Below are 13,288 nucleotides of genomic sequence, written 5' to 3' on the forward strand. Positions count from 1 at the left end.
ACCGAACACAGCCAGAAACGAGGAGAGACGATGAGTCGCCCGATCACACTGTTCACCGGCCAGTGGGCCGACCTGCCGTTCGAAGAGGTGGCACGACTCGCGGGCGAGTGGGGCTACGACGGCCTCGAGATCGCCAGCTGGGGCGACCATCTCGACGTCAACAAGGCGGCGAGCGACCCCGCCTACGTGGCGAACAGGCTCGAGATCCTGGAACGCAATGGGCTGAAGGTCTGGACCATCTCCAACCACCTAGTCGGTCAGGCCGTCTGCGACGACCCCATCGATCAGCGCCACCAGGACATCGTGCCGCCGCACGTGTGGGGCGACGGCGACCCTGAGGGCGTGCGTCGGCGCGCGGCCGAAGAGCTGAAGACCACCGCTCGTGCCGCCGCCGCGCTCGGCGTGAAGACCGTGACCGGCTTCACCGGATCGAAGATCTGGAAGACGATCGCCGGCTTCCCTCCCGTTCCCGACTCGATGATCGACGACGGCTACCAGGACTTCGCCGACCGATGGAACCCCATCCTCGACGTCTTCGACGAGGTCGGCGTGCGCTTCGCGCTCGAGCCGCACCCCAGTGAGATCGCGTTCGACTACTGGTCGTGCAAGCGAACCCTCGAAGCGATCGGCAACCGGGATGCCTTCGGCTTCAATTTCGACCCCTCGCACTTCGTGTGGCAGCAGATCGACCCGGCGACGTTCCTGCAGGACTTCGCCGACAAGGTCTACCACGTGCACTGCAAGGAGTCGGTGACCAACCTCAACGGCCGCAACGGCCGGCTCTCCTCGCATCTGCCGTGGGGCGATCCGCGGCGCGGCTGGGACTTCGTCTCGACCGGACATGGCGAGGTGCCGTGGGAGCCGATCTTCCGCACCCTGAACTGGATCGGCTACGAGGGCCCCACCAGTGTCGAGTGGGAAGACGCGGGCATGGACCGCCTCGTCGGCGGCCCTGAGGCGCTGGCCTTCGTGCGCAAGCTCGCGCAGATCACACCGCCCGCTGAGGCCTTCGACGCGGCGTTCTCGCAGAGCCGCTGACGCCCTCGGCCTGTGTCGCGCCAGCTCTTGGCAATTGCGCCACGTTTTCTGGCGCAGTTGTCGAGAGCTGGCGCAATACGGAGCATGACATTCAACCGAAAGTGAAAAATGACTGACGCAACACGTCGCGCCCTCATCGTGCGCGGCGGCTGGGACGGGCACGAGCCCGTCGAGACCACCGACTCGTTCGTGCCGTTCCTTCACGACAACGGCTTCGAGGTGCGCATCGAGGAGTCACCGGCGATCTACACCGACGCCGACTACATGGACACCGTCGACCTGCTCGTGCAGATCAACACCATGAACACGATCGAGAAGGACCAGATGGCCGGACTCGACCGCGCGGTGCGTGGCGGCATGGGCATGGCCGGCTGGCACGGCGGCATCGCCGACTCCTACCGCAACGAGGCCGCCTACCTGCACATGATCGGCGGTCAGTTCGCGCACCACGCGAACAAGGCCCCGAAGGATCAGCTGGCCGGCGTGCAGGCCGACAACTACATTCCCTACACCGTGCACATGACCGACCTGGGCAGGGTGCACCCCATCACCGCGGGCATCGACGACTTCGACCTGGTCACCGAGCAGTACTGGGTGCTCAGCGACGAGCTGAACGATGTGCTCGCCACCACCACGCAGAGCGTGCGCCCGTGGGATGCCTGGCACAGGCCCGTCACGGCCCCCGCCATCTGGACGCGCCTGTGGGGCGACGGCCGCATCTTCGTCTCAGCGCCAGGGCACAAGCTCGAGGTCGTGAACGACCCGAACGTGCGCACCATCATCGAGCGCGGACTGTTGTGGGCAGCGCGCGGATCGGGTCAGCCGGCGCCGAGCGCCGCGGACGTCGCGTCGGGAGCGTTCAGCGCCGACAACGCGCAGGGGAACGGGGCCGGTGATGAGTGACGACCTGCTCCTTGAGCGAGCGGAGCGCGTCGAAGGGGCCGGTGTGCTGCGCATCGGCGTGATCGGCGTCGGCAACATCAGCGCGCAGTACTTCGAGCACCTCCCGGCGCTGCCGAACCTGCAGCTCGTGGCGGTCGCCGACATGAACGAGGAACGCGCCCGCGAGGTCGCCGCCGAACAGGGCGTGCGTGCCCTCACGGTCGACGAGCTTCTGGCGGATGCCGACGTCGACGCCGTGCTCAACCTCACGATCCCCGCGGCGCACGCGGCCATCGGCATCCGGGCGATCGAGTCGGGCAAGCACGTGTACGGCGAGAAGCCGCTCGCGCTGAACCCCGCGGAGGCGGAGCCGCTGCTCGCGCTGGCTGCGGAACGGGGGCTGCGCGTGGGCAGCGCGCCGGACACCGTGCTGGGCACGGGCATCCAGACGGCGCGCAAGGCGCTCGACGACGGCGCCATCGGTCGGCCGATCGCTGCGGCGATCCACTGGAGCGCACCCGGTCACGAGCTGTGGCATCCTGCGCCGGCCTTCTACTACCAGCCGGGCGGGGGACCGCTGTTCGACATGGGGCCGTACTACCTCAGCAGCATCGTGACGCTGTTCGGTCCGATCGCCCGGGTGTCGGGCCTGGCGACGACCTCGCCGCGCGAGCGTTCGGTGGCGACGGGCCCGCTGGCCGGCACGGCGATTCCCGTGGATGTCGCCACTCACGTGAGCGCGCTGCTCGAGCACGAGAACGGCCTGACGACCACCATCACGGTGAGTTTCGACGTGTGGAAGTCCCGTGCGCCGCTCTTCGAGGTCTTCGGCACCGAGGGCACCATGGCCGTGCCCGATCCGAACCGGTTCGAGGGCGACGTGGAGATCGCGCCCGCCGCGACCCGCGAGTGGGAGACGATCCCCGTGTCGGCCGGCTGGGCCGACTCCGGTCGTGGGTTCGGACTGGCCGACATGGCGCGCGCCATCGAGACGGATCGGCCGCACCGCGCCGGCGGAGAACTCGCGTTCCACGTGCTCGAGGTGATGGACGGCATCCTGCGCGCCGCCGAGTCGCACACGGTGATCGACATCGCCAGCACCGTCGACCGCCCCGCCCCCGTCCCGCTCGCGTCGACCCCCGCCAGCTGGTAACGCCGCCGCACGCCGAGAAGTCGGAAAACGCGATCCACGGGATTCCGCGGTCGCGTTTTCTGACTTCTCGACGTGCGCGGGTCGTCGCGCGCGCGACCACGGCAACGAGAGAGCGGCGACACGAATCGTTTCGATCGGGATTGCTCACGGCGGCCGAGGCCGCGCTAGGGTGACGGGGGAGCACGCGCTCGGTGAGCGCTCTCACGGGGCGGGGCATCCGGTCTCGCCCGCAGTCACGCGAAGCGCGCGGCGTCCATGCCGTGATCGCGCGCCGACAGGCAGGAAAGACATGACACAAGGCAGCGACGACTTCCGCGACAGCGGCGTGAAGTTTCCTGATTCGTTCGTCTTCGGCTCGGCGACGGCGTCGTACCAGGTCGAGGGCGCGGTGGCGGAGGATGGCCGCACCCCGTCGATCTGGGACACCTTCAGCCACACGCCGGGCAAGGTCTGGAACGGCGACACCGGCGACGTGGCCGACGACCACTACCACCGGCTCGACTCCGACCTCGACCTCATGAAGCGACTCGGGCTGCACGCATACCGCTTCTCGATCGCGTGGCCGCGGGTCATCCCGACGGCGCGCGGCGCGGTCAATCCGACGGGCGTCGACTTCTACTCGCGGCTCGTCGACGGACTGCTGGAGCGCGACATCACGCCGGTGGCCACTCTCTACCACTGGGACCTCCCGCAGGTGCTCGAAGACGAGGGCGGCTGGCCCAACCGCGACACCGCGTACGCGTTCGCGGACTACGCGGCGGCCATCGGCGAGCGGCTCGGCGACCGCGTGGCCGTGTGGACCACGCTCAACGAACCCTGGTGCTCCGCCTATCTCGGCTACGCCTCGGGTGCCCATGCACCTGGCCGCACCGACGGCGCCGACGCGCTGCGCGCCGTTCACCACCTCAACCTCGGCCACGGACTCGCGCTGCAGGCTCTGCGCGCCACCGTCGCCAACGACCAGGCCGAGTATTCGGTCACGCTGAACCTGCACGTGATCCGGCCAGAGGGCGACACCGGCCCGGAGGCGGCTCGCCAGATCGACGCGCTCGGCAACCGTGCCTTCACGCATCCGATGCTGAAGGGCGAGTACCCCGCCGATTTGCTGGAAGACACGAAGGATGTCACGGACTGGTCGTTCGTGGAACCCGGCGACCTCGAGACGATCAACCAGCCCATCGACATCCTCGGCGTCAACTACTACTCGACCAACCGCGTGCGCCTCTGGGACGGCCGCGGCGAGCGGCAGCACGCCGACGGCCACAAAGACGTCGGCGCGTCGCCGTGGCCCGGTGCCGATCGCGTCGAGTTCCTCGAGCAGCCGGGGCCGTACACCGAGATGGGCTGGAACATCGAGCCCGCCGGGCTGTACGACCTGCTGATGTCGCTGCACGAGGAGTTCCCCGAGCAGGCGCTCATGATCACCGAGAACGGCGCGGCCTTCCCGGATCCGGTGGCACACGACGAGGCGGGCCTCGCCGTGCACGACGCCGATCGCATCGACTACCTGCGTCGCCACATCACGGCCGCGCACCGGGCGCTCAACGACGGAGTCGACCTGCGCGGGTACTTCGTGTGGTCGCTGATGGACAACTTCGAGTGGGGCTTCGGCTACTCCAAGCGGTTCGGCATCGTGCGCGTCGACTACGACACACTGGAGCGGCTGCCGAAGGACAGCGCCGCCTGGTACGCGCAGCTCGCGGCGACGGGCAGCATCCCGGAGTAGCGCTCCGGGGCCTGCGGTGACCGCCGGACCCGGAACACGCGATGTCGGTCGCGCGCGCCTCGAACCGAGCCACTGGAGACGGTGGCGGGTTTCGAGACGTGCCGCTGCGCGGTGCTCTTCAACCCGCGGGGAAGGCGGTGCTCCGCGGCCGACGGCAGAGCGCCACTCACCAGCGGTTGTGCACGTCCTCGGCCCAGCCGAGGAGGCCCTCGATCGCGACGCGATCGCCCGCGTCGTCGAGCATCCACCCGGAGTAATGCCCGAAGCACTGATGCGTCTTCGACGAGACGATCAGGAAGTTCGTCGAGGCGTGCCGGTCGAAGAACGGCGTGAACGTGAGGTCGGCGCGTTCGCCCGTGATGCGCCAGGGCTTCAGATAGTCGGCGCGATCGAACTCCCAGCGCAGCACCCCGGCGATCTTGTTCACCCGACCGTCGATGCTGAGCGAGTGCTCCGTCGGTCCGAGCTTCGGCAACCACTCTCCGCCGAGCTGCAGCCCGATCCGGCGACCGCCGATCGATCCGGATGCCGCACCCCAGTTCCACGACACTCGATACGGCCACCGCCCTCGACCGTGATCGAGCACCGCCCACGATTCGCCCTCCGGCAGCACGTGCTCGATGCCATCGACGGTGAGAGTTCCGCGTACCGGCCGTGCGACATCCTTCACCGAGTACTGCAGCAGCCGGGAGCTCCAAGCCGCGGCGACACCCATCGCCTCGTGTCCGTCGGGGCGCAGCGCGGTCGCGTCCAGTCGCACGCGCCCAGTCTCGGCGCGGATGCCCGTGCCCCCTTCGACCTCGTCGATGTCGATCTCGAGCTGGCGCGTCACGGCCTTCGCCGGTCCGCCGGCGAAGCTCGGCGGGAGCTCGACGCTCGAGCCTAACGGTGCGATCGCGACCGCATCGATCTCGGTGAGCGAGGTGCGGTCGAGCACCCATATCTCATGCAGTGCCGCGTAGTCGAGCGCGGACACCGTGACGGCGACGATGTGCGTCGGCGACGTGATGGCCCAGTACTCCCACCGCTTGTTGCGCCCCCACGCGTACGGCGGCAGGCTGCCGCGCCGCGCGGCCACCCCGCTCGTGTCGTGCTGCCGGCGTCGCGTGAAGCCGAGCGCCTCGGGATTGAGTCGCCCGTTCGGCAGGCACAGCGACACCGGCGCCACGAGCTCGCGCTCCGCCGCCGTCTCGGCGGAGGCGGCGCTCATCGCGCGCTCTTGATCGGCAGGATCGCCGCGGCACCGAGCACGGCGAACACGATGCCCGCGATGAAGATCGACGCGTATCCGCCGGTCAGGCTGATCAGCGCCCACGCCACGAGCGGGGTCAGCGCCTGCGGCAGCGTCGTCGCGACGTTGAGGATGCCCATGTCGCGTCCCGACGACACACCCTCCGCGGGCAGCACCTCGGTCATGAGCGCGAGATCGACGCTGAGGTACACGCCGTAGCCGAAGCCGAACAGCGCGGCCAGCACGACCATGCCCGTCACGGTCGGCCAGACGAGCGGCACCGCAAGGGCGCAGCCCATGATGAGCGAGGCGGCGATGACGAACGGCTTGCGCCGGTGCATCCTGTCCGAGAGCTTGCCCGACGCATACGTGCTGACCAGCGCGCCGAGCAGCTGCACGACCGTGAGCACCCCCGCGAACGAGTTCGACGCGTCGACGCTCATGTGAATGTGGTCGCGCAGGATGTAGAGCAGATAGCTCTGCACTCCCTGGTACGCCAGGATCATCAGGAACCGCGCCGCGAACGCCCATGCGAAGTCCGGATGCTTGCGCGGGCTCACCCAGAACCCCGCGAGGAACGCGCGCCAGTCGAGCGGCGTGCGTTCGGCATCCTTCGACGTGAAGTCCCTGTTGAACAGCACGAAGCCGAACGCGGAGAGCAGCACGAGCGCGGCGAACACGCTGTAGCCGATGCCGATCAGCTCGGCGAAGTAGCCGGCCAGCAGCACGCCGGTCCCCATGCCGACGAGCGTGCCCATCGCGAGCACGGCGGAGGCCGCACCCCGGCTGCGCGTCGGAACCCGGTCGGTGATGATCGCGGGGATCGGCGCGTTGAGGGTGTTCAGCAGGATCATCACCATGACGTAGAAGACCGTGATCCAGAACAGGGTGGCGGCGCCCGCAAGGAGCAGCATGAAGACGGCCGCGCCCGATGCGCCGATCAGCACCCACGGTGCCCGCTTGCCCAGTCGGCTGCGGGTGCGGTCGGAGAAGGCGCCGATCAACGGTTGAACGAAGATCGTCGCGATGGATGCCGACGTGGTCACGATCGCGAGGTTGCCGACCTTCTGCGCCGGGTCGACGTTCTGCACCTGGTTCGGCACGAAGATCACGATGAAGGCGGCGTAGCAGGCCAGCAGCACCGCGTTCATCAGGAACAGCCAGACGAACAGTCTGCGTTGGCGGGCCGCCGCGGACGCCTGCACGGCGGGAGCGAGTGTTCGGGTCACGTGCGCATCTCCTCGTTGAGTGAAAGCAGTATACGGCCGCGCGGACACGCGGATTGCATCGTGGTAATGACGTCACGGCGGCGGCCGCCCGTGCGATGGCGACCGCCACGGCACGGGCTAATTCGTTCGGAGATCGAACGTGAATGCCAGTAGGCTGCCGGGGTGACCGAAGCCGCACCGGCGATGCCGCCGACACGAGGCGCAGCCCGCTCATCGTTGGGCAGCAACCTCGACGGCGTGCGCCAGCACAATCTCGGCGCCATTCTGCAGCTGGTGCACGGCATCCCCGGGCGCTCGCGCTCCGAGCTCACGCGAGCCACCGGGCTGAGCCGTTCGACGATCGGTGCGCTCGTCGGCGAGCTGGCCGCCCTCGGACTGGTTTCCGAAGAGGAGCCCCGCGAAACCAGCGGCGTCGGGCGGCCGAGCCCGATCGTCGTCGCCAACCCCCGCGTCGTCACGGTCACGGTGAACCCCGAGGTCGACGGCGTGACAGTGGGTGTCGTCGGACTCGACGGCACCGTGCACCGCACCGTGCATCACGCCACGGATGCCCCGCCGACGGCACAGGGCGCGGCACGCATCGTCTCCACCGTGCTCGACGGCCTGAAGGCGCTGCTCGACTCGGGACTCAGGGTCGCCGGCGTCGGTGCGGCCGTGCCGGGAAGCGTGCGCATGGCCGACGGGGTCGTGCGCATGGCGCCGCACCTGGAGTGGGTCGACGAGCCCTTCGGCGCTCTGCTCGAAGACGCCACGGGGTTGCCGGCGCTGGTCGCCAACGATGCGAGCCTGGGAGCGAACGCCGAGCGACTGTACGGAGCTGGCAGAGGCATCGACGATCTCATCTACCTCAACGGCGGTGCGGGCGGCATCGGCGGCGGCGTCATCACGCACGGTGCGCCGCTCACCGGCAACTCCGGCTACGCGGGCGAGCTCGGCCACACGCTGGTCAACTCCGCGGGCGTCCGCTGCCACTGCGGTGCTGTCGGATGCCTCGAGACCGAGGTCTCGCAGGCCCGCCTCCTCGAGGCGCTCGGCGTCGTCGACCCCGCCGACCTCGACGAGGTGATGGCGGCAGATGGAGCAGGCGTGCACGCGGAGGTCGAGCGTCAGCTGGGCTACCTCGCCGTGGGCATCCGCAACGCGGTCAACATCCTCAACCCGCGTCGCGTCGTGCTCGGCGGATTCCTCGGAGCGCTGCTGGATGCCGCTCCCCAGGTTCTCGACCTGAGCGTGCGGGCGCAATCGCTGTCCGCCTCCGCCGAGCAGGTCGACGTCGTGCGCGCGGAACTCGGCTCCGGCGTGCTCACGATCGGCGCCGCCGAGCTCGCCTTCACGCGCCTCATCGCCGACCCCACCGCGCTGCAGCGCTGACGCCCCCGCAACGTTGACCCCCTGCTGCGTCCCGCGGCCGAGCTCTCCCCTTGCGCCGAGAGTGTGCCTTTCCACCGCCGAGAGTGCGTCTTCCCGTCGCCGAGAGTGCGCCGTCTTCGTCCCGAGCGTGCCGGTTCGCTCACGCCGGTGCTCGAACCGCCCAACGTCGGGCAGCGCGCATGCACCCCTCGTAGGCTGACCGGCATGATCATCGCGCTCGCCCTCTCCGCCAGCCTCGACGTGACGTACGAGGTCGACGAGCTCGACGTTGGCGACATCACCCGCCCGTTCGCCGTCACCCGGGTCGCGGGCGGCAAGTCGCTCAACGTGGCGCGGGCCGCATCAGCACTCGGTGCCGACGTGCGGGCGGTCGCGGCGCTCGGCGGCCCGACGGGGGAGTGGGTCGCCTCGATGCTCGCCGACGACGGTGTGGATGCCGTCATCGTTCCGTTGTCCCGGGTGACCCGCACGTGCATCGCCGTGGTGGAGCGTGCCGAGTCGACCACCAGCACCGACCTCTACGAGCCGGCGACACAGTTGGACTCCGGCGAGTGGGATGCCTTCGCCTCCGCCGCCCGCACCGCCGTCGCCGACGCCGTGGCGGAGCATCCACTGCCGTGGGTCTCGCTCTCCGGCTCGGTGCCGCCCGGGGTTCCGCTCACCGCGCTGGGTGATCTGCTCGGCGAGCTGCGAGCCACCGGCGCTCGCATCGCGGTGGACGGCTCGGGCGCAGGCCTGAAGGCGACGGCGCCGCACGCCGATCTGGTGAAGGTGAACCGGCGTGAGGCGTCCGAACTCCTCGGCGCCGATCAGCAGTCGGCGGCAGCGGCGTGCAGGTCTCTGCACGAGGCCCACGGTGTCGACGCGGTGGTCACCGACGGGGTCGCAGGCTCCGCGGCGCTGCTCGGCGGCGCCGAGGCATCCGTTGCCGCTTCGACACGTCGAGGGCGGTTCCCCGCCGGCAGCGGCGACTCGTTCCTCGGCGGACTGCTGGCGGCGCTCGAGCGTGGTGCCGGCGTGGCGGAGGCGCTCGCCGCTGCGGCCGACGCGGGTGAGCGCAACGCGCTCGTGCCGGGGCAGGGCATCCTCGCTCCCGTCGGCTAGCGACCAGCAGGGCATTCGTCGGCGCATCGCACCAGGCCGGGCATCGACGCACCGACGCACGATGCGCGCTCATCATTCGGGCACGCCGCAGTCGGCATTGCGTTCTCGAATATGTGCCGAATCCTCCCTGCGGCCCTGGCATTTGTTCAGGCTCTGTCGGATAGGATCGTCTCGAATCGATTCGAGGCTGGAAGCGCGCTCGCCGCGCTCTCGTCGTTCCACGTTCCACGCAGTCCCGTCGGCGATGGGGGTTCGCCCGCACCCGACTGGTCGCAGGCGCGAGCGCCCGCGACACGCACCCTGTCGTCAGCTGCGGCGTGACGACAGCGCGGGCGCCTCACGAGGCACCGCTGCTCTCTCCGATTCCGACAGCACCACGACCACCGCTTCCCCGCCGACGGGCCGATGTCACCGACAGGCCGCGGCGTCCCGCAACCGACCGCACACCACCGATCGCAGAACGCCTATGACCACCGCCACGCAGCCCATCCCCGTCACCGACCTCGAGCTCCGCCCTGCCCGGCGCGCCGCCGACGGTTCGGTCGCCGAACCGGCCGAGCCCGCGGTCACCGACGCAGAGCGCGCGGACTCCGCCGCCGAACGACGCATCGACCACTCCTCCGACGACGACACCGTCTCGGCCGTGCGCACGGCAGGCATCCCCGTCGTCGGCGTCACGGCAGGGATGCCCACCGGCGGCATCCCGACCATCGAGCGTCCCGCGCGCGGCGCGCGCCGTTCCCCCGTGACGCTTCCCTCGTCGGTCGTGCACCCCGGCGACGCGCTGCCCACGCGCAAGCGCGTGACGTACATCCTGATCCTCGGCATGCTCACCGCGCTCGGGCCGTTCACGATGGACACCTACCTGCCGTCGATGCCGCGACTCGAGACCGATTTCCACGTCTCGACGGCGGTCATCCAGCTCACCCTGACGGCCACGACCGTGGGCTTCGGCCTCGGCCAGCTCATCGTCGGCCCGTGGAGCGACAAGGTCGGGCGACGCATGCCGTTGATCCTCGCGACGGCCGTTCACATCCTCGCCTCGCTCGGCGTGGCCCTCGCTCCCAACGTGGAGCTGCTCAGCGCATTCCGTCTGCTGCAGGGTCTCGGCGCGGCGGCGAGCGGTGTGGTCGCGATGGCGATGGTGCGCGACCTGTTCGGCGGCACCCGGCTGGTGACCATGCTGTCGCGCCTGGCTCTCGTGAACGGTCTCGCACCGGTGATCGCGCCCGTGCTCGGTTCGCAGCTGCTTCTGATCATGCCGTGGCGCGGCATCTTCTGGGTGATCGCCGCCTACAGCGCCGTCATGCTGGTCTGCCTCGTGCTCTGGATCAACGAGACCAGGCCCAAGGAGGCCCGCATCGCGAGCGGGCACTCCAGTGTCGGCCAGCGGTTCAAGTCCGTGCTCAGCGACCGCGTCTACGTGGGCATCGTCATCGTGAGCGCCATGAACTTCTCCGGCCTGTTCGCCTACCTGTCGTCGAGCTCGTTCGTGTTCCAGAAGGTGTACTCGTTCGACGCGCAGCAGTACGGGGCGTTGTTCGCGGTCAACTCCGTCGGCATCATCATCGGCGTGCAGAGCGCGGCGCGACTGGCGAAGCGATTCGGGCCGCAGTGGGTGCTCGCCGTCTCCACGGCGACCATGACCATCTCGGCAGCGCTCATCGTCATCCTCGGCGGCTCCGGAGTCGGCGGCATGTGGGGCGTGGTGGTGCCGTTGTGGTTCTTCATCACCTCGTGCGGCTTCGGGTTCCCGTGCGTGCAGGTGCTCGCGCTCAACGGCCACGGGGCAGAGGCCGGCACCGCGGCATCCATTCAGGGTGCCTCGAACTTCGCGATCGCCGGACTCATCTCGCCGCTCGTCGGTCTGCTCGGCGTCGCGAGCGCCGCACCGATGGGTATCGTGATGCTGGCCTGTTCGATCGTCTCCGTGTGCGCGCTGTGGTTCGTCGTGCGACCGCGCACGGTGCCCGCGCTCGCGCACTGACCGCCTCCGACGCCGACGGGTGCGACCACCCGAACCGAGCATCCAACGCCCAGAACGAAAGGACGTCGCCGTGGCAGAGATCCGGCAGTACCACCCCTCCGACCGTGACGATATCGCCGAGATCTGTCTCAAGACCGGTCGATCGGGTGAGGATGCCACGGGCTGGCTCGACAGCGACGACCTGCTCGCCGACATCTACGCCTTGCCCTACGTGGATCTCGAACCGGAGACGGCGTTCGTCGTCGACGTGGACGGGAGGGCGCGCGGCTACATCCTCGGCGTTCCCGACACCCGTGCGTTCGTCGAGGCGCTGCGCACCCGGTGGCTGGCCGGCTTCGAGGAGAAGTACCCGCTGACCGGTGAGGACACCGAATCCCAGCGGTTCATCCGCGAGTCGCGCGACGTGGATCGCCTGCTCATTCCCGAGCTGGACGAGTACCCGGCGCACCTGCACATCGACCTGCTGCCCGAGTTGCAGGGGCAGGGGTTCGGCCGCTCGCTCATGCGCACGCTGGTGACCCGGCTGGCGGAGAACGGCGTGCCAGGGGTCTGGCTGGAGTACGGGCCGGACAACCTCGGCGCCGCCGCGTTCTATCGACGTCTCGGATTCGCTCCGATGCCGACGAGCGAGCACGGCAATCGGGTCGCGCTGCGCACCGACGCGTCGGTCTGATTCAGGACGCCGCGCTCAGCTCGTGTTGCCGAACTCGTGGCCGAGCGCACCGCAGCCCAGCACGAGTTCGGCAACCCGACCTAGAGCCAGGTGAGCACGGGGAAGCGCTCGAACCAGTAGAGCCAGTCGGGACGTGATGACCGCAGCTCGGAGATCGTCACCGAATCGTCGAGGCTGACGAGCGGCCTGTCGAGCACCTCTGCGAGGTTCTCCATGGCCGAGCGGGGCCAGTACTGCCCTCGCAGCCTGATGCGCGGCCGGTCGGAGGAGTCGAGGATGAACAGGTTGGGCTGCGTGTCGAGCGCGTTGTCGCGGTAGATCTCGACGAGGCACAGCGACTGGATGTCGCTGTTCGCGATCTCGGTCACCCGGCCCAGGAAGGCGCGTTCACGCACGCCATGGGGTGAGACGACCACCGACGTGCGGCGATACTGCTCGACGATGACGACGGCGATGATCGCGACGAGAAGGTGAACGGCGACGGTGACCGGCCACCAGCCCGATGTGATGGTGAGCCAATAGGCGATCGCGAAGACGGGCGTGGTGAGTGAGAGAACTGCGATGACGCCGCTGCGGAACAGGTGAGCGTGCGGACGAAGTACACGAGTCTCCGTCGTGATCACCTGCTCCCCAAGCACAGACGCTCCTCCACCCCACTGCGGACTTGCTTCAGATAATCGGCGGTCACGGATCGCGACCAGGGCACCCGATAGGTGCCGCTCCGTCGACAGGAGGCGCCACACCCTTTGCCTCGTTGTCGTCTGCGCCAGACTAGCGACAATCACCTCTGGATAGAACCCCCATTCCGCCCCGAAGCAACGAATTTGCTCTGCTGTGCAATAAATCGGAAAGTGTGTGCGGCTCGTGCGCACTCCGGTCGCGATGCGGGCATCC

The 13,288-nt window shown here is 69.1% G+C and carries 11 protein-coding genes; 8 read left to right on the forward strand and 3 right to left on the reverse strand.

What is annotated here, in order from left to right:
• Nucleotides 1-30 precede the first annotated feature (30 nt).
• From FPZ11_RS17100 to FPZ11_RS17115, 4 genes are all read left to right on the forward strand, one after another.
• The gene (locus tag FPZ11_RS17100) at nucleotides 31-1,038 is read left to right on the forward strand and encodes a sugar phosphate isomerase/epimerase family protein (RefSeq protein ID WP_146322252.1); all 1,008 of its coding nucleotides are present in this window, start codon (nucleotides 31-33) and stop codon (nucleotides 1,036-1,038) included.
• Between the two features lie 108 nt (nucleotides 1,039-1,146).
• Entirely contained in the window at nucleotides 1,147-1,941 is a 795-nt protein-coding gene (locus FPZ11_RS17105) for a ThuA domain-containing protein (protein ID WP_146322253.1), read from the forward strand.
• The gene (locus FPZ11_RS17110) at nucleotides 1,934-3,073 is read left to right on the forward strand and encodes a Gfo/Idh/MocA family protein (protein ID WP_146322254.1); all 1,140 of its coding nucleotides are present in this window, start codon (nucleotides 1,934-1,936) and stop codon (nucleotides 3,071-3,073) included. Before FPZ11_RS17105 ends, FPZ11_RS17110 begins: the two co-directional genes overlap by 8 nt.
• Before the next feature lie 289 nt (nucleotides 3,074-3,362).
• Entirely contained in the window at nucleotides 3,363-4,799 is a 1,437-nt protein-coding gene (locus FPZ11_RS17115) for a GH1 family beta-glucosidase (protein ID WP_146322255.1), read from the forward strand.
• 166 nt (nucleotides 4,800-4,965) lie between these two features.
• Here the strand turns inward: FPZ11_RS17115 and FPZ11_RS17120 are convergent, their stop codons facing one another.
• Both FPZ11_RS17120 and FPZ11_RS17125 read right to left on the reverse strand, forming a co-directional pair.
• The gene (locus tag FPZ11_RS17120; protein ID WP_146322256.1) at nucleotides 4,966-6,009 is read right to left on the reverse strand and encodes a DUF2804 domain-containing protein; all 1,044 of its coding nucleotides are present in this window, start codon (nucleotides 6,007-6,009) and stop codon (nucleotides 4,966-4,968) included.
• Nucleotides 6,006-7,259 (reverse strand): MFS transporter, encoded by a 1,254-nt coding sequence (locus FPZ11_RS17125; RefSeq protein WP_146322257.1) that lies wholly within the window; start codon nucleotides 7,257-7,259, stop codon nucleotides 6,006-6,008. The genes FPZ11_RS17120 and FPZ11_RS17125 overlap by 4 nt, the downstream gene beginning before the upstream one ends.
• A 162-nt stretch (nucleotides 7,260-7,421) precedes the next feature.
• Between FPZ11_RS17125 and FPZ11_RS17130 the strand changes: the two genes are divergently transcribed.
• The 4 genes from FPZ11_RS17130 (at nucleotide 7,422) to FPZ11_RS17145 (ending at nucleotide 12,394) form a co-directional block, all read left to right on the forward strand.
• Complete coding sequence (locus FPZ11_RS17130; RefSeq protein WP_246846347.1) at nucleotides 7,422-8,630, forward strand: ROK family transcriptional regulator; 1,209 nt, start codon at nucleotides 7,422-7,424, stop codon at nucleotides 8,628-8,630.
• 204 nt (nucleotides 8,631-8,834) lie between these two features.
• Nucleotides 8,835-9,734, forward strand: a complete 900-nt coding sequence (locus tag FPZ11_RS17135) for a 1-phosphofructokinase family hexose kinase (RefSeq protein WP_146322258.1) — start codon at nucleotides 8,835-8,837, stop codon at nucleotides 9,732-9,734.
• 466 nt (nucleotides 9,735-10,200) lie between these two features.
• Nucleotides 10,201-11,721: a multidrug effflux MFS transporter gene (locus FPZ11_RS17140; RefSeq protein ID WP_246846349.1), complete on the forward strand. Its 1,521-nt coding sequence runs from the start codon at nucleotides 10,201-10,203 to the stop codon at nucleotides 11,719-11,721.
• Nucleotides 11,722-11,791: 70 nt separating this feature from the next.
• On the forward strand, nucleotides 11,792-12,394 hold the full coding sequence (locus FPZ11_RS17145; protein WP_146322259.1) for a GNAT family N-acetyltransferase: 603 nt from the start codon (nucleotides 11,792-11,794) through the stop codon (nucleotides 12,392-12,394).
• 80 nt (nucleotides 12,395-12,474) lie between these two features.
• Here FPZ11_RS17145 and FPZ11_RS17150 read toward each other — a convergent pair whose 3' ends face one another.
• A complete protein-coding gene (locus FPZ11_RS17150; protein ID WP_146322260.1) occupies nucleotides 12,475-13,032 on the reverse strand; it encodes a hypothetical protein in 558 nt (185 codons plus the stop codon).
• Between the last annotated feature and the right edge of the window lie 256 nt (nucleotides 13,033-13,288).

The sequence above is a fragment of the Humibacter ginsenosidimutans genome (genome assembly GCF_007859675.1).
GTDB classification, from domain to species: Bacteria; Actinomycetota; Actinomycetes; order Actinomycetales; family Microbacteriaceae; genus Humibacter; species Humibacter ginsenosidimutans.